At 63.0% G+C, this 16,778-nt stretch carries 16 protein-coding genes; 9 read left to right on the top strand and 7 right to left on the bottom strand.

The annotated features are described in order from the left end of the window. Positions 1–2: 2 nt before the first annotated feature. Positions 3–1,169: an MFS transporter gene (locus tag ASD95_RS09195; RefSeq protein WP_056727386.1), complete on the top strand. Its 1,167-nt coding sequence runs from the start codon at positions 3–5 to the stop codon at positions 1,167–1,169. A gap of 186 nt (positions 1,170–1,355) precedes the next feature. Here the strand turns inward: ASD95_RS09195 and phnE are convergent, their stop codons facing one another. Genes phnE through ASD95_RS09175 form a run of 4 tightly spaced genes read right to left on the bottom strand, consistent with a single transcriptional unit; the run spans position 1,356 to position 4,586 of the window. Beyond that, positions 1,356–2,123, bottom strand: a complete 768-nt coding sequence (phnE, locus tag ASD95_RS09190) for a phosphonate ABC transporter, permease protein PhnE (protein ID WP_056727384.1) — start codon at positions 2,121–2,123, stop codon at positions 1,356–1,358. Next, complete coding sequence (locus ASD95_RS09185) at positions 2,120–2,947, bottom strand: PhnE/PtxC family ABC transporter permease (protein WP_056727382.1); 828 nt, start codon at positions 2,945–2,947, stop codon at positions 2,120–2,122. The genes phnE and ASD95_RS09185 overlap by 4 nt, the downstream gene beginning before the upstream one ends. Beyond that, positions 2,941–3,738: a phosphonate ABC transporter ATP-binding protein gene (locus ASD95_RS09180; RefSeq protein WP_056727380.1), complete on the bottom strand. Its 798-nt coding sequence runs from the start codon at positions 3,736–3,738 to the stop codon at positions 2,941–2,943. The genes ASD95_RS09185 and ASD95_RS09180 overlap by 7 nt, the downstream gene beginning before the upstream one ends. Then, positions 3,735–4,586, bottom strand: coding sequence for a putative selenate ABC transporter substrate-binding protein (locus ASD95_RS09175; protein ID WP_056727378.1), 852 nt, complete (start codon positions 4,584–4,586; stop codon positions 3,735–3,737). Before ASD95_RS09175 ends, ASD95_RS09180 begins: the two co-directional genes overlap by 4 nt. Before the next feature lie 432 nt (positions 4,587–5,018). Between ASD95_RS09175 and ASD95_RS28515 the strand changes: the two genes are divergently transcribed. Both ASD95_RS28515 and ASD95_RS09165 read left to right on the top strand, forming a co-directional pair. After that, entirely contained in the window at positions 5,019–6,482 is a 1,464-nt protein-coding gene (locus tag ASD95_RS28515; protein ID WP_082563023.1) for a PAAR domain-containing protein, read from the top strand. After that, positions 6,479–7,093 (top strand): hypothetical protein, encoded by a 615-nt coding sequence (locus ASD95_RS09165; protein WP_056727376.1) that lies wholly within the window; start codon positions 6,479–6,481, stop codon positions 7,091–7,093. The genes ASD95_RS28515 and ASD95_RS09165 overlap by 4 nt, the downstream gene beginning before the upstream one ends. 134 nt (positions 7,094–7,227) lie before the next feature. On the opposite strand, the gene ASD95_RS09160 is transcribed toward ASD95_RS09165, so the two are convergent. After that, entirely contained in the window at positions 7,228–8,406 is a 1,179-nt protein-coding gene (locus ASD95_RS09160; RefSeq protein ID WP_056727374.1) for a trans-sulfuration enzyme family protein, read from the bottom strand. Then, positions 8,403–9,779, bottom strand: a complete 1,377-nt coding sequence (locus ASD95_RS09155; protein ID WP_056727372.1) for a pyridoxal-phosphate dependent enzyme — start codon at positions 9,777–9,779, stop codon at positions 8,403–8,405. Before ASD95_RS09155 ends, ASD95_RS09160 begins: the two co-directional genes overlap by 4 nt. A 274-nt stretch (positions 9,780–10,053) precedes the next feature. Between ASD95_RS09155 and ASD95_RS09150 the strand changes: the two genes are divergently transcribed. The 6 genes from ASD95_RS09150 to ASD95_RS09125 all read left to right on the top strand — a co-directional run bounded on the left by ASD95_RS09150 (position 10,054) and on the right by ASD95_RS09125 (position 16,416). Continuing rightward, positions 10,054–11,415, top strand: coding sequence for a flavin-containing monooxygenase (locus ASD95_RS09150; RefSeq protein WP_162252429.1), 1,362 nt, complete (start codon positions 10,054–10,056; stop codon positions 11,413–11,415). Then, positions 11,415–11,825 carry a RidA family protein gene (locus ASD95_RS09145; protein WP_003201555.1) on the top strand — a complete coding sequence of 137 codons (411 nt, stop codon included), beginning with the start codon at positions 11,415–11,417 and terminating at the stop codon, positions 11,823–11,825. The genes ASD95_RS09150 and ASD95_RS09145 overlap by 1 nt, the downstream gene beginning before the upstream one ends. Before the next feature lie 10 nt (positions 11,826–11,835). After that, positions 11,836–12,510: a DUF1028 domain-containing protein gene (locus ASD95_RS09140; protein ID WP_056727371.1), complete on the top strand. Its 675-nt coding sequence runs from the start codon at positions 11,836–11,838 to the stop codon at positions 12,508–12,510. Then, on the top strand, positions 12,503–13,672 hold the full coding sequence (argE, locus tag ASD95_RS09135; RefSeq protein WP_056727369.1) for an acetylornithine deacetylase: 1,170 nt from the start codon (positions 12,503–12,505) through the stop codon (positions 13,670–13,672). The genes ASD95_RS09140 and argE overlap by 8 nt, the downstream gene beginning before the upstream one ends. Before the next feature lie 35 nt (positions 13,673–13,707). Beyond that, positions 13,708–14,748 (top strand): ABC transporter substrate-binding protein, encoded by a 1,041-nt coding sequence (locus tag ASD95_RS09130; protein ID WP_056727367.1) that lies wholly within the window; start codon positions 13,708–13,710, stop codon positions 14,746–14,748. A gap of 600 nt (positions 14,749–15,348) precedes the next feature. Continuing rightward, positions 15,349–16,416, top strand: a complete 1,068-nt coding sequence (locus ASD95_RS09125; protein WP_056727364.1) for a GGDEF domain-containing protein — start codon at positions 15,349–15,351, stop codon at positions 16,414–16,416. On the opposite strand, the gene ASD95_RS09120 is transcribed toward ASD95_RS09125, so the two are convergent. Then, entirely contained in the window at positions 16,413–16,772 is a 360-nt protein-coding gene (locus tag ASD95_RS09120; RefSeq protein WP_056727362.1) for a cupin domain-containing protein, read from the bottom strand. The genes ASD95_RS09125 and ASD95_RS09120 overlap by 4 nt on opposite strands. Positions 16,773–16,778 lie beyond the last annotated feature (6 nt).

Below are 16,778 nucleotides of genomic sequence, written 5' to 3'. Positions count from 1 at the left end.
CCATGCGTATCAATCCACCACTTGTCGCGCTCGCCATCGGTGCCTTTGGCATCGGCGTAACAGAATTCGCCCCCATGGGCATGTTGCCGGGTATCGCTGCGGATCTGGGCGTTTCCATTCCCGCCGCCGGTTTGCTGGTCAGTGCTTATGCGCTGGGCGTATTGCTCGGCGCACCGCTGATGACCCTGACCACCGGCAGGATTCCCCGGCGCTATCTGCTGATCGGGCTCATGGCGATTTTCACCCTGGGTAATCTGATGTCAGCCCTGGCCACCGATTACTACAGCCTCATGGTCGCCAGGGTGGTGACCTCACTGAACCATGGTGCATTTTTTGGCGTTGGCTCCATCGTCGCCGCCAGCGTGGTCGCCCCGCAGAAACGTGCCGGGGCGGTTGCGGCGATGTTCATGGGCCTGACCCTGGCGACCATCGGCGGTGTGCCGCTGGCCGCCTGGTTTGGTGAACTGTTCGGTTGGCGCACCGCTTTCTGGGGAATTACCGGCCTCGGCGTGGTGACCATGGCCGCATTGTGGTTCGCCCTGCCTAACCTGAAGACGCCGAAAAGCGTCGGTGTAATGGCCGAAATTCGGGTACTGGGGCGTGGTCCGGTGCTGGGCGCGTTGGCCCTGACCGTAGTCGGATCGAGCGCAATGTTTACCGTCTTCACCTACATCGCGCCGATCCTCAGCAGCGAGACCCATGCGTCCACCGCCTACATCACCGCCATGCTGGTGCTGTTCGGTGTGGGGTTGACGCTGGGCAACATGTGGGGCGGCAAGGCCGCCGACCGCTCGATAGATCGCACCCTGATCGTTTCGCTGAGCGTGCTGATTTTCGTCTTGCTGGCGTTTACCGTTCTGATGCGTTGGCCGCTGCCGGCCGCCGTTGCCATCCTGATATGGGGTATCGCCAGCTTCGCCCTGGTGCCGCCGCTACAGATGCGCGTCATGGAAGCAGCGAAGGACGCGCCCAATCTTGCCTCTGCGGTGAACATTGGCGCCTTCAATTTTGGCAACGCGATTGGCGCAGCACTGGGCGGAGCGGTGATCAACGGCGGTCTGGGTTATCCGGCGATTTCCCTGGCCGGAGCGGCAATGGCTGCTCTGGGGCTGCTGATGGTGTTGGCTTATGCCTGGCGTTCCAGAACGATTGAAGCGGCAGTGGTGTGACGAAGATGAGGGGGAGTGGTTCGTTACGATCGATGAGGGGCGGCAATCGGTCAATTTTAGCCTTTGCTGACCGGCAGCTTTGGGTCGTTTTCTGCCGGTCATACCCATAAAACGCGCTAGTCAACTCCATCCAAATGCTCGCTCAGCTCGAATGCAATCAGCTGACCAAATCCATCCAATCCCTCATCAAGCCTTAACCCACCGCTGCCGACTCCAACTACTCAACCCATCAACCGCAAACACCAGCACCAACATCGCCAAAATCACCGTACTGGCCTGAGCCTCCTGAAACAGGCTGAGGCTGACATAAAGCATCTGCCCCAACCCCCCAGCACCAACAAAACCGAGCACGCTAGCCATGCGGATGTTGTTTTCCCAGCGGTACAGGATGTACGCCAACAGCTGCGGAAACAGGTTGGGCAGGGTGCCGTAGCAGAAGGCCCAGACGACGTTGCCGCCCTGCAATCGGATGGCTTCGGCGGGTTGCGGCGGGGTGTTTTCCAGTGCTTCGGCGAACAATCGGCCCAGCACCCCGGTGGTGTGCATGGCCAGTGCCAGGGTGCCGGCGTTGGGGCCGAGTCCGGCGGCGAGCACCATCAGCGCGGCCCACACCAGTTCGGGAATGGCGCGCAGGGCGTTCAGCACCAGGCGCGACGCACTCTGCAACGGCCAGCCGAAACGCCCGGCCGCCGGCAGTGCCAGCACCAGGCCGAATACCGCCGCGAGCAGGGTGCCGAGGGCCGACATGGCCATGGTTTCCACGGCGCCACGGCCGATGGCTTGCAGATGGCCGGCGCTCAGGTCGGGGCTGAGAAAACGCAGCACGTAGGCGCTCATCTGCTTCAGGTTGCCGCTGCCCGTCAGTTCGCCGAGGTCGATGCCCAGATAGCGGAATGAAGCGACGACCGCTGCGCCAATGCACAGGATCAGCAGCAGGTTGATCAGGCGATTCATGCGAACCTCCAGCGCAACAGGCGGCTGATTTGGTCGGCGAACAGCACCAGGACGAAAAAGGTCAGCAACATGCTCGCCACTTCACCGCCGGCGAACATGCGCAACGACAGGTCGATCTGCTGGCCCAGCCCGCCGGCACCGACGAAGCCCATCACCACCGAGGCGCGGATCGCGCACTCCCAGCGATATACGGTGTACGACAGCAACTCCGCCGCGACATTGGGCAGGATGCCGTAGCAGAACGCCGCCAACCGGCCGCTGCCGGCTTGCAGCAGTGAGTGGGCGGGACGCTGGTCGACGGATTCGAAGATTTCCGCGTAGACCTTGCCCAGCATGCCGCTGTAGGTGATGGCAATCGCCAGCACCCCGGCCGTCGGGCCAAGGCCGACGGCGCGCACGAACAGCAGGGCCCAGACGATTTCCGGCACGCTGCGCAGGAAGATCAGCAGCCCGCGCACCGGCCAGCGCAACAGTCGGCCCAAGGCGCTCGGGCGACCGCTGCGAGAGGCGGCGGACAACGACAGCGCCCGGCTGGCCAACAAGCTGGCGGGCACGGCCAACATCAAGGCCAGGGCCATGCCGGCGGTGGCGATGGCCAGGGTTTGCAGCGTGGCTTGCCACAGTAGCTGGAGGAACTCTTCGTCATGGGCCGGTGGCCAGAAGGCTGAGACAAACCGGCCCATCTCACTCTGGCTGTCGGCCTGGAGCAGCACACCCAGATCCAGTTCGCTGAAATGAATACCGGGCCACAGCAGGGCAAGCGCCAACAGACTGAGCAGCAGGCGGGGCAGGGTGGCCGGGTCTCGTGTATCGCGCGTCAGCATCGGGGAATCTGCAGGCTCAAGGGCGCCACCGGAACGGGCGGCGATAGCAATTGTTCGTTGGCGTAGAGCTTGTCGAGCAAATCGTGGTCGACGTCGCTGGCGGGAAGGTCGAACAGGACCTGGCCTTCGCGCAAACCGATGATGCGTGAAAAGTGCGCCAGGGCCAGGTCCACCGCATGCAGGCTGGCGACCAGGGTCACCTTGTGTTCCCGGGCGTGGCGGCAGAGGATCGACAAGGTGTGCCCGGCCAGCACCGGGTCCATCGCCGACACCGGCTCATCGGCCAGCAGCACTTCGGGCGCCTGGTACAGCACCCGGGCAATGCCCACGCGCTGCAGTTGGCCGCCGGACAATTGCTGGCACTGGGCGAACAGCTTGTCTCCCAGGTCCAGTTTGGCCAGTGCCGCCCGCGCTCCGGGAACATCCACCGGATGCAGCAGGCTCAGCAGGCTTTTGGCAAAGCCCCACTGGCCCAGCTTTCCGGCCAGCACCGCCGTGACCACCCGTTGCCGCGGTGGCAGGGGTGGCGCCTGGTGCACCAGGCCGATGCGCGCCCGCAGCTGCTGACGCCGATGGGCCCCAAGCTGCCAGGCGTGCTCGCCGAGTACCTCGACCGCGCCGTTGTCCGGGCGCAGGGCGGTGGCCAGCACATTGAGCAGGCTCGACTTGCCAGCGCCGGACGGACCGATGATCGCGACCTGCTCACCGGCAGCGATGTGCAGGTCGACCTCATGCAGCGCACGTACGCCGTTGCCGTGAGTCAGGCTGACCCGGTTCAGGTGCAAGGTCATTTCAGCAGGTCGGCAGCGCGCGCGGCTTCCTCGATGCCCTTGTAGTTCTCAGGCTTGGTCTCGATGAAACGGCTGGCGGCTTGCAGGTCCAGAATGGCCTTGTCTTCAGGTTTTGCCGGGTCGAGCGCGAGGAAGGCCACCTTGATCTTCTCGGCGAGGGCCGGGTCGAGGGTGCCGCGCACGGTCCAGTTGTAGTCGAAGTAGGCCGGCGTGGTGGCGAAGACCTTGACCTTGTCGGTGTCGACCTTGCCGGCCTTGACCAGTTTTTCCCAGACACTGGCATTGAGCACGCCGGCGTCCACTTTGCCAGCCTGAACCCAGGCGACGGTGGCGTCGTGGGCGCCGGAGTAACCGACACGGCTGAAGTAAGTTTCAGGCTTGATGCCGTCCTGCAGCATGAAATAGCGCGGCATCAAACTGCCCGACGTCGACGAGACCGAACCGAAGGCGAACGACTTGCCCTTGAGGTCGGCCAGCGACTTGACGGCCGGGTCGGCGGTGATGAATTTGCTGGTGAACTGGGCGTCCTGCTCACGCTGTACCAATGGAATGGCATTGCCGGTTTTCAGCCGCGCCTGCACGAAGGTGAAGCCGCCCAGCCAGGCCATGTCAATACGGTCTGTGGCCAGGGCCTCGACCACCGCCGGGTAGTCGGACACCGGTACGAACTCGACCTTCATGCCCAGTTGCTTCTCCAGGTACTCGCCCAGGGGCTTGAACTTGCGCTGCAATTCGGTGGGGGCTTCGTCGGGGATGGCGCTGACCTTGAGGGTGTCGGCGGCCTGTGCCAGCAGGGTGGAAAAGGACAGGGTCAGGCCGACGGCCAATGCCAGGGTACGTTTGAGCATGGAAGTTCTCCGGTTCAATAGCGGAAAAATGTCGATGCGCCCCGCACAAGCTGATTGCTGCACGACGCTTCGTGAGGGTAGACGAAAACGCCGCGATTATAGGGACTCTTGCGTACTAGACCAGCAAAACCTGTAGGAGCGAGCTTGCTCCGGGCGGCGCTCCGACGGTGCACGTTAACGATGATGCGTGCGGGGTGGGAAAATTCGGTTTCCTACCCGCTTTTCGCCAGAAGACCGTAGCAGAAGGTGATTGATTCTCCATTTCCTACGCGTATCTCGGAAACGTCCCATTTAAGTTTATTTCCTCTGCGTTAACCCTGTGCGCCGCACTTTGCCATGCCTGCTCGTTCACTCGTGAGCAGGCGCAATTTGCTTGCTGGCGGGCGCACTGGAGCGGCCCGCCCAAGTCGCGAAAAGAAAGGAGTTAGGGCAATGGCAAAGGGATATTTCATTCGCAAGGGCGACAAGACCAGCTGCGGCGGCGAGGTGCTTGAGGGCGATACCCGCATCACGATGTTTGGCTTCGCCCATGCGCGTGCAGGGGACCGGGTGTCCTGCGGCAAGGACAACGAAACCTACGAAATCGTGGGTGGCGTTTCATTCATGGACAGTCACGGCAGGCTCGTGGCCGGTTCATTGGACAGTGCTAGCAGTTGTCCCTGCAAAGCCACGCTGGAGCCTTCGATTTTTATCACCAGTTATATCTCGAAGGTGACTTCAGCGCCCCCCGCCGCCATGGCCGTCCCGCAACCCGCGACAGCTCCTGCCCCCGGCCATCCGGTCACGGCTCGCCGGTCCGGGTCGGCTTCGACAGCGAAAACTGCCACGCCGACCTTCAGCGAACGGCCGGGAACGGCCTGCGAGAGCCTCTGGCGCGGCTACCAGCAACGGGTCGAAAACGTCGTGGCGCCGGGCGGCCAGCTGATCACCGACCCGAAAGCGCGCAACAAGGCGATCAACGCCGCCTACGCCCAGCTGTGGCGCCACGACCCGCGTTTCCAGTGGGCCGGCCTTGCGGCCTTTGCCTCCAAGCAGGTGGGCTGCGGCCTGCTGCACGCGGCGGAGTCGATCGACAAGATGCAGACTGAAGAAGAGACGATGCAGCAGTTGAGGGACAGCGCCAGGCAAGGGCTGGTGGGTTTGCTCAGCCCCAGCGAGCGGGAAAAGCGCGCGACAATACGGGAATTTGAACAGCGCCAGCGCGACTACGAACAGGCCAACCGCGACAACCCGGTGTGGGGCTTCACCCATTGGGGAGTCGACAGTGCGTTGCCCCTCGCGCAACGGATGTACCGGTTCGTGCACGAGATGCTGGCGATGGGCAATACCACGCTGTTCCTGGATGTGTATCCGTTGCATGTGTTTTATGCGGAGCGGGGGTTGCAGGCGCTGAAGGCTTGTCTGGATTCACGGAAGAACATCTATGGCACTGGTGAGCATCCGGTGCTGTGGCCGATCGGGCAGGAAGCGCTGAAGTTCGGGACTGACCACAAGGAAGTCCTCCTGGCCTTCGAGGCGATTGATACTGGCAATATCGCGGAAAGTGTCGCGCTTCTTGCCGAACACGAACAGGTCAATATCCTGCAACCGGCGATGTACAACGACACTGGACTGAAATGGTTGCTGCGCGGTAACCATTTCTCCTACGTCACCAACCTTCCTTCCGGGGCTGCTCAGGCCATAGAACTGACCCTGGCCAGTCAGTGCCGTCCCGTCGAGGACGGGCGCACCGTTGGTTTTAGCAACTTTCCCTTCGCCGACCTGGCTGACGTCGAGCGGCGCATGGCCTTCGTGCTTAAAGCCGCGGCGCAGTTTGACGAACTGCTGCAAAGCGACCAGCGCGACCAGATTGAGCAGTCGATTCGGGAGATCGCCGTGGGTGGGGGTGTGCGATGAGCCTGCTGCATCGTGTGGGCTGGTGCCGCTGCTTATTGATGCTGGCAGTCGCGGCCCTCCTGACAGCAGCGGCGATTCAAGCCCTGTCGGATGAACCAGAAATCGCCTTAGTGATTGGTGAGCCATACGAGACCATGCGCCAGCGCTCCAGCGCGAGCATTGGCCCCGCCATACCGGGCCACTCATGGTTCAACGTTCCCAAGTCTGATGCCCGCCTGCGTTTCGTAGATCCTCAATACGGATTTGTAACCCCTTTGGCCCGCTTCTTTACCGTGAGTTTTACTGACGAGAAGGTGAGGAGCGTCCGCATGTCTCCACAAATCGAGCCACTACTGCTCGACGACACCCTCAAGGTCGTACTGGATTTGCAAGACCAGCTGCGCAACACAGGCTGGACAGCCATTCGGCTCAAGGACTACCCATCGTTCGCCGACACGCCGCAATGGCGAGCCCAATTGCGCGATGTGAACAAGGGCGGCACCTCCTATTGGCATGCGCAAGACAAGTATCAAGTGATGCTGGTGGTTCATCGTTTCAAGGACAAAAAGCGTCCCACGGAAGAGCGCTACCTCATCACGCTGGCACTGGCTACACCATGGACGAATCCTTGACCCTGTAGGCGATCTTGCTCCGGGCGGCGTTCCGACGATGGCGGAGCGTCAGTCTGCATCATTGCCGACTGATCCACCGCCATCGCGAGCAAGCTCGCTCCCACAGGTTTTGTGTGTCCCACGACTCCGGTGATTTACATCCTTGCCAACGCCTGTGCCAGATCCGCCCGCAAATCCTCCACATCCTCGACCCCCACCGACAACCGCACCAACCCATCACCAATCCCCAGTTCTGCGCGGGTATCGGGCGGGATGGTGGCGTGGGTCATGATCGCCGGGTGTTCGATCAGGCTTTCCACGCCGCCCAGGCTTTCGGCCAGGGCGAAGATCTGCACGCTTTCAAGGAAGCGTTTGGCGCCGGCCAGGTCGCTGTTGAGGTCGAGGGAGATCATCCCGCCGAAACCGCGCATTTGCCGTTGGGCCAGTTCGTGCTGCGGGTGCGACGGCAGGCCGGGGTAGTAGACCCGTGAGACTTGCGGTTGGCGCTCCAGCCACTGCGCCAGGTCCAGTGCGTTGCTGCAATGCCGTTCCATGCGCAGGGCCAGGGTCTTCACGCCGCGCAGGGTGAGGAAGGCATCGAAGGGGCCGGCGATGGCGCCGACGGCGTTTTGCAGGAAGCCCAGGCGTTCGGCCAGTTCGGCGTTCTGCCCGACCACGGCGATGCCGCCGATCACGTCGGAGTGACCGTTGAGGTACTTGGTGGTCGAGTGCAGCACGATGTCGAAACCCAGTTCCAGCGGGCGCTGGATCCACGGGCTGGCGAAGGTGTTGTCGGCCACGCAGATGATGCCGCGGGCGCGGCAGGTGCGGGCGATGGCGGCCAGGTCCGTGAGGCGCAACAGCGGATTGCTCGGTGTCTCGACCATGACCATGCGAGTGTCGTCTTGCAGGGAGGCCTCGAACGCCGCCAGGTCGGTCAGGTCGACGAAGCTGAAGCGGTGCCCGGCGCTGCGCTGGCGTACCTTGTCGAACAGGCGGAAGGTGCCGCCGTACAGGTCGTTGCCCGAGACGATGTGCGAGCCGGCGTCGAGCAGTTCGAGCACCGTGGAAATGGTCGCCAGCCCCGAGGCGAAGGCAAAGCCCCGGGTGCCGCCTTCGAGGTCGGCCACGCAGCGCTCCAGCGCCCAGCGCGTCGGGTTGTGCGAACGCCCGTAGTCCAGGCCTTTGTGCACCCCGGGGCTCTGTTGCAGGTAGGTGGAGTTGGCGTAGATCGGCGGCATCAACGCCCCGGTGGATGGGTCCGGCGCTTGCCCGGCGTGGATCACCCGGGTGGCGAAGCCCTGTGGCGGGGTGTTTTTGTCCTGTTGACTCATGGCAGGGATCTCCGCAAATGGTTGAGCATGTCGGTTCGGGTAATCAGGCCGTGGAAGCCCGAGGCGTCCTGGATGATCGCCACCAGCCCACGGCCCAGCTCGGCTTCCAGCTCGGCCAGGGTGGCATCGGGGGACAGGGTTTGCAGTTTGTCGGTCATGGCGCTGGAGACGGCCTTGCGAAAGTGCGCAACGTCTTCGTGCACGCCCAGCAGGATGTCGGATTCGTCGATCACGCCGACCAGTTGTTTGCCGTTCACCAGCACTGGTAGCTGCGAGACATCCGCCAGGCGCATGCGTTGAAAAGCCGTCAGTAGCGTGTCATCCGGGCCGACGCTGATCACCCGGCCATCCTCGAAGCGCCGCGCGATCAGGTCGCGCAGGTCGCCGTAGTGCTTGCGTTGCAGCAGGCCCTGATCGTTCATCCACTGGTCGTTGTAGACCTTCGACAGGTAACGCGTCCCGGTGTCGCAGACGAAGCTCACCACCCGTTTCGGCTGGGTCTGTTCGCGGCAGTAACGCAACGCCGCCGCCAGCAAGGTGCCGGTCGACGAGCCACCGAGAATACCTTCGGCACGCAGCAGTTGGCGGGCATGGTCGAAGCTTTCTTCGTCGCTGATCGAATAGGCGTGGCGCACGCTCGACAGATCGGCAATCGACGGAATGAAGTCTTCGCCAATGCCTTCCACCGCCCAGGAACCGGGGGTGGGGAGGGTGCCGCCGCGGCTGTATTCAGCCATCACCGAACCCACCGGGTCGGCCAGGACCATTTCCAGGTCCGGCTGCACCCGTTTGAAGAAGCGGGTCAGGCCGGTGAGGGTGCCGGCCGAACCGACGCCGACGACGATGGCGTCCACATCATGCTGGGTTTGCGCCCAGATCTCCGGCGCGGTGCTGCATTCGTGGGCCAGCGGGTTGGCCGGGTTGTTGAACTGGTCGGCGAAGAACGCATCGGGAATTTCCGCCGCCAGCCGCGCAGCGACGTCCTGGTAGTACTCGGGATGGCCCTTGCCGACGTCGGAGCGGGTTATGTGCACCTCGGCGCCCATGGCCTTGAGGTGCAAGACCTTCTCGGTGGACATCTTGTCCGGCACCACCAGCACCACGCGGTAGCCCTTGGCGCGACCGACCAGGGCCAGGCCCAGGCCAGTGTTGCCGGCGGTGGCTTCGACGATGGTGCCGCCGGGCCTGAGGCGACCATCGCGTTCGGCGGTATCGATCATGGCCAGACCGATGCGGTCCTTGATCGAGCCGCCGGGGTTCTGGGATTCGAGTTTGAGAAACAGGGTGCAGGGGCCGGTATCGAAACGGCTGACGCGCACCAGAGGTGTATTGCCGATCAGTTCGAGCACGGCAGGACGGGAATTGTCGGGCATGTCATCACTCCTTGCGTAAATCCGCACTGGATGGACAGCAATCCGCGCCGGGTCTTCGCGCCGGTCGCGGGCAATGCATCGCTTGGACCATAGGCCGGGATCGGGTCGACCGCAACCTTGCACGGCCAGTCGGTCACCTCGACGCTTTTTCCTCGCCAGCGACCACAAAAAACATAATTTCGCTATTTCCCGGCTCCGAACAGAATGCGGCCAACACCCTGACACCGATAGCCGAAGCAGAAGAACAACAGTGATCAGAATCGAGGCGGCAGCCATGACCGACCTGAATCAAACCACCTTTCAGAAGTGCACAGCCATGACAGTTGATAAAACCGAAATTGATACGCTTGTTGTTGGCGCCGGCCAGGCCGGCGTGGCCATGAGTGAACACCTGAGCAAGCTCGGTGTGCCTCACCTCGTTGTGGAGCGCAATCGTATCGCCGAAGCCTGGCGCACCGGTCGCTGGGATTCGCTGGTAGCCAACGGCCCGGCCTGGCACGACCGTTTCCCGGGGTTGGAGTTCGACGGTCTGGACCCGGATGCCTTCGCCGGGAAAGAGCAGGTGGCTGCGTACTTCGAAGCCTATGCCAAGAAGTTCAACGCGCCGATCCGTACCGGCGTGGATGTGAAGAAAGTCGAACGTAACATCGACCGTCCCGGTTTCACCGTTGAAACTTCCGACGGCGTGATCGAAGCCCGGCATGTGGTGGTCGCCACCGGTCCGTTCCAGCGTCCGGCCATTCCGCCGATTGCCCCCGAAATCGCCGGCATCACCCAGATTCACTCCGCCCAGTACTACAACCCGCAGCAACTGGCCGAAGGCGCGGTGCTGGTGGTGGGCGCCGGTTCCTCGGGGGTGCAGATCGCCGATGAACTGCAACGTTCCGGCAAGCAGGTCTACCTGTCGGTGGGCGCCCACGATCGTCCGCCCCGTGCCTATCGCAACCGTGATTTCTGCTGGTGGCTGGGGGTGTTGGGCGAGTGGGATGCCGAAGCCATGCAGCCCGGTAAAGAGCACGTGACCATCGCCGTGAGCGGTGCCCGTGGCGGCCACACCGTGGACTTCCGCCGCCTGGCTCACCAGGGCATGACCCTGGTCGGCCTGACCCAGGCGTTCAACGGCGCTGTGGTGAGTTTCGAGAATAACCTCGCCGACAACATCCAGCGTGGCGATGAAAACTACCTGGCGCTGCTCGACAAGGCCGACGCCTACATCGAACGCAACGGCCTGGACCTGCCGCTGGAACCCGAAGCCCGGGCCATGCTGGCGGACCCGGACTGCGTGACGAATCCAATCCTGGAGCTGGACCTGCTCAAGGCCGGCGTCACCACCATCATCTGGGCCACCGGCTACTCCACCGACTACAGCTGGCTGAAGGTCGATGCCTTCAAGGAAAACGGCAAACCCCTGCACCAGCGCGGCGTGTCGGCCGAGCCGGGGGTGTATTTCGTCGGGTTGCCTTGGCAGTCCCGTCGCGGCTCCGCGTTTATCTGGGGCGTCTGGCACGACGCCAAGCACATCGCCGATCACATCATTAAGCAGCACACCTATCTCAACTATCGGGATGCGACCCAGCGTCAAGCCGAAGCCGCCCCTGCACCTCTTCAGAAAGCCAGCCTCATGGGAGTTCGTTAATGCCTACTCATACCCGCATCCGCATGTTCAACACCAAAGACACCTACCCGAACCAGACGCTGGACAACGATTTGTGCCAGGCCGTGCGTGCCGGCAACACCGTGTATGTGCGTGGTCAGGTCGGCACCGATTTCAACGGTCAATTGGTAGGCCTCGGCGATCCGCGTGCCCAGGCCGAGCAGGCCATGCGCAACGTCAAGCAACTGCTCGAAGAGGCGGGCAGCGACCTGAGCCACATCGTCAAGACCACCACCTACCTGATCGACCCGCGCTACCGCGAGCCGGTGTACCAGGAGGTCGGCAAGTGGCTCAAGGGCGTGTTCCCGATTTCCACTGGCCTGGTGGTCAGTGCCCTCGGCCAGCCTCAGTGGTTGATGGAAATCGACGTGATCGCTGTCATCCCTGAATAAGGAATTCGCCATGACTTTTTCCATCGTGGGTCGCTGCGCCGAGACCGGTCAGCTGGGCATTGCCATCAGCTCTTCGAGCATCGCCGTCGGTGCGCGTTGCCCGTGGCTGCGTGCCGGTGTCGGCGCGGTGTCGAGCCAGAACATCACGCTGCCGGCCCTCGGCCCGCAGATCCTCGATGAACTGGCAGGCGGCTCGGCGCCGCCCCAGGCGCTGGACCACTCGTTGACCCGCAACGGCTACAGCCAGTATCGGCAGGTGGCGGTGGTCGATGCCCATGGGCGCACGGCGGTGTTCAGCGGCAACCATGCCCTGGGCATCAATAATGCGGTGGCCGGTGACCAATGCGTGGCGGCCGGTAACCTGCTGGCCAACAGTGGGGTGATCGAGGCCATGGTCGCAGCGTTCGAAAACAGCGAAGGCTGCCTCGCCACCCGGCTGATGAACGCGTTGCAGGCCGGGCAGGATGCCGGTGGCGAAGCCGGCGCGGTGCACTCGGCGGCGCTGTCGGTGGTCGGTGACCTGACCTGGCCGATGGTCGACCTGCGGGTGGATTGGGCGGATGAAAACCCGATCGGCGAGCTGGGCAAACTGTGGGCGGCCTACGAGCCGCAACTTCAGGATTATCTGACCCGTGCCCTCAATCCGACCCTGGCCCCCGCCTATGGAGTGCCCGGCGATGAGTGAGTTGCGCAGCCGCGCCATGCTCGCGCGATTGATCGGGTTCGCCACGGTCAGCCGCGATTCGAACCTGGAGCTGATCGAGTTCGTGCGTGACTATCTGCACGAACTGGGCGTGGATTGCGAACTGATCTACAACGCCGAGCGAACCAAGGCCAATCTGTTAGCCACGGTCGGCCCGCGTGTGGCCGGCGGCATCGTGCTGTCCGGGCACTCCGACGTGGTGCCGGTGGACGGCCAGGCCTGGACGGTCGAACCATTCAGCCTGAGCGAGGCGAATGGCAAGCTTTACGGCCGTGGCACCGCGGACATGAAGGGCTATCTGGCTTCGGTGCTGGCGGCAGTGCCGATGTTTCTCTCCAGCCCTTTGAAGCGCCCGGTGCATTTGGCGTTTTCCTATGACGAAGAGGTCGGCTGCCTTGGTGTGCGCGGTTTGCTGGAAGTGCTGCCCCAGCGCATCCCGGCTCCGGCCTTGTGCCTGATTGGCGAGCCGACCGAACTCAAGCCGGTGCTCGGCCACAAAGGCAAACTCGCGATGCGTTGCCACGTGCGCGGTGCCGCTTGCCATTCGGCCTACGCGCCTTACGGGGTCAATGCCATCGAGCAGGCCGCGCGCCTGATCGGTCGGCTGGGCGACATCGGTGCCACCCTGGCCCGGCCAACTTTGCACGACAAGCGCTTCGATCCGGCGTTCTCGACCGTGCAGGTCGGAGTGATCCAGGGCGGTACGGCGCTGAACATCGTGCCAGCGGACTGCCGTTTCGATTTCGAGATCCGCGCCTTGCCCGACTTCGCCCCGCAAGTGGTCGTCGACGAACTGCAGGACTACGCCGAGCAGACGCTGCTGCCGGCCATGCAGGCCGTGGACACCGATACCGCTATCCGCTTTGAAAAAATTTCCGCCTACCCCGGCCTTGCGACACCCGTCGACAGCGCGGCGGCCCGGCTGATTGCCCAACTGTGCGGCAGCGACGCGTTCAGCACCGTGGCCTTTGGCACCGAAGGCGGGCTGTTCGATCAGGCCGGCATTCCTTCGGTGGTCTGCGGTCCCGGCAGCATGGACCAGGGGCACAAGCCCGATGAATTTGTCAGCGTTGTCCAGATGGCGGCCTGTGACCGCTTGATGGATCGCCTGGCGGCTTACTTGAGTGAATCCGAACACCCATAACAACAACGGGCCGACAAGCCCCGAGGAAGCGATCCATGTCCAGATCCTTGCGTTGCAGTGTTCCGTTTGCCCTGGCGTTGCTCAGTGCCAGTGTGTGGGCGGCCCCCCAGGACCTCACCGTGATTTCCTTCGGTGGTGCTACCAAACAGGCCCAGGATAAGGCCTATTTCCAGCCCTTCAACGCCAGTGGCGCGGGCAACATCATCGCCGGTGAGTACAACGGCGAGCTGTCGAAGATCAAGGCCATGGTCTCCGCCGGTCACACCAGTTGGGACGTGGTAGAAGTCGAAAGCCCCGAGCTGCTGCGCGGCTGCGAGGAGGGCCTGTTCGAGAAGCTCGATCAAGGACGCTTCGGTGACTCGGCGAACTTTGTGCCCGGTGCGCTGACCGAGTGCGGGGTGGCCACTTACGTCTGGTCGATGGTCATGGCCTACGACCAGAGCAAGCAGGCCAAGGCGCCGCAGTCCTGGGCAGACTTCTGGAACGTCGCCGACTTCCCGGGCAAGCGCGGCCTGCGCAAGAGCGCCAAGTACACCCTGGAAATCGCCTTGCTGGCCGACGGGGTCAAGGCGGACGATGTGTACAAGGTCTTGAACACCCCGCAAGGCGTGACGCGGGCCTTTGCCAAGCTCGACCAGATCAAGCCGAACATCCAGTGGTGGGAGGCGGGCGCCCAGCCAGCGCAATGGCTGGTGGCCGGGGACGTGGTGATGAGCGCGGCCTACAACGGCCGGATTGCCTCGGCGCAGAAGGAAGGCATGAAGCTGAGCATCGTCTGGCCGCAGAGCCTGTACGACCCGGAATACTGGGCGGTGGTCAAAGGCACGCCGAACAAGGCATTGGCGGAAAATTTCATTGCATTTGCCAGCCAGCCGCAGACGCAAAAAGTCTTCTCCGAAACCATCCCCTACGGGCCGGTGCATCGCCAGACCCTGCCATTGCTGCCCAAGGCCGTGCAGGAGCAACTGCCGACCGCCGAGGCCAACCTGGCCGGTGCGCGGGCCGTGGACGCGGAGTTCTGGGTCGACCATGGCGAAGAGCTTGAACAGCGCTTCAATGCCTGGGCTGCGCGCTGACACAGGCACCGCATAACCCCTGTAGGAGCGAGCTTGCTCGCGATGAGGCCATCAGCTTCAACATCTTCGTTGACTGATGCACTGCCATCGCGAGCAAGCTCGCTCCCACAAAAAAGCCTGGTGCAAAACCTCGGGTTCAAACTTTGCCGCCTTCGCGCAGTGGTGATGGCAGTCAGTTAAAACACAGGACCCTGTGGGAGCGAGCTTGCTCGCGATGAGGCCATCAGATCCAACATCTTCGTTGACTGATGCACCGCCATCGCGAGCAAGCTCGCTCCCACAAAAAAGCCTGGTGCAATACCTCGGGTGCAAGCTTTGCCGCCCTCGCGCAGTGGTGATGGTGATCAGTTAAAACGCAGAGCCCCTGTGGGAGCGAGCTTGCTCGCGATGAGGCCATCAAATCCAACATCGTCGTTGGTTGATACACCGCCATCGTCGGAACGCCGCCCGGAGCAGGCTCGCTCCCACAAAAAAGCTGGGTGCAATACCTCGGGCACACCGGGTTGAAATGATTGTGTAAATCGGGATGGTCGTTTGCCGGGCGTATCGCTATGCTCAGCGAGTTTGCCAAACGCCAATGATAACAATCACAGTGAAACCATGAGCCAATCAGACACGCGAGCGACTGTTCTAGCGCTGTATCCGGAAGACTCCCGCGAGGCCGCGGCATTGCTCAAGCAGGCAGTGCCGCTGATGGTTCGTCACAACATTCCGCCCAACCCGGTGCATTACGCGCTCTGGTACACCTACAGCAAGGGCCAGGAGCCGGAGCTCAACCGGCAACTGGACCGGGTGGTCAACGACTTTGACTATTTTCCGCCGGAGTCCGCCACCAAGCTGTTTCGCGAGTACATCATCCGCGATGAACTGGCGGATGCCCGCTCCGGGCAGCAGGATGCGATCAACCTGGTCGACGACATGGAGCGCGATGTGTCGCGCAGCGTGCAAGGCAACCAGAACTTCCAGGCCAGCCTTGGCCAATACCTGCAGATGCTCGAAGAACCCGCCGACGAGCGCTTGCCGAGCATCCTGATCCAGCTGCAACAAAGCACTCGGCTGATGCAGGGGCAGCAGGAGCATTTCCTCGCCCAGTTGCAGTCGGCGCAGCATGAAATCAAAAGCCTGCGGGACAAACTCGAACGCGCCCAACTGGCGGCGACCCTCGATGGCCTGACCGAATTGCTCAACCGCTCCACCTTCAACCGCCAGCTTGAACAGGCCATGGGCAACGTGGCGACGGGTGTGGCGCTGGTGATGCTGGATATCGATCACTTCAAGCAGTTCAACGACCAGTACGGCCATCCCTTGGGTGACCGCGTGCTGCAGCATGTCGCCCGGGTGTTGCGCGATTCGCTGCCCGAAGAAGCGTTCGCGGCGCGTTATGGCGGCGAGGAGTTCTGCGTGGTGCTCAAGGATTGCCCGGATATGGCGGCCGCGGGCGCTTTTGCCGAGCGCCTGCGCCTGAAAATCCAGTCGCTGCGGGTCAAGGCCCGGGGCACCGACACGGTGCTGGACACCATCACCGCATCGTTTGGCGTGGCCCATGCGCAAACTGGCGACACACCGGAAAGCCTGCTGACCCGCGCCGACGATGCGCTGTACCAGGCCAAGCGCAACGGGCGCAATCAGGTACGTCAGCAGCCTGACGTAGCGGTCGGGGCCGTTTAGCCGAGAATGAAGTAGACCTTGCGCACCGTCGTGAGGTTTTCCCAGGTGCCGTTGAATCCGCTGGCGACCACGAAGGAATCACCGGGGCCGAACGTGCGCGCGACGCCCTCGGCATCGGTCAGGCGCACGCTGCCTTCAAGGATGTGACACAGCTCGTCGTAATCGCACTGACAGCGCTCGCGGTGCGGTCCCGCCTCCCAGATGCCGGCCACGGCGTTTTTTCCGGGCTGCACAAAGTGCCGCCAACTCTTGCTGCGGTAAGGCGCGTCAACCACGGCCGGGTCGTTGATTTCAGTTTCACGGGGAGCAAGGTCGCTGGCGAAGTCGATGACGTGCCGGGGCAGGGCTGTGGACATGGTGGT

The organism is Pseudomonas sp. Root71 (assembly GCF_001429045.1).
GTDB lineage: Bacteria > Pseudomonadota > Gammaproteobacteria > Pseudomonadales > Pseudomonadaceae > Aquipseudomonas > Aquipseudomonas monachiensis.
The sequence above is the reverse complement of the archived record's forward strand: the minus strand, read 5'-3'. Positions and strand labels throughout refer to the sequence as shown.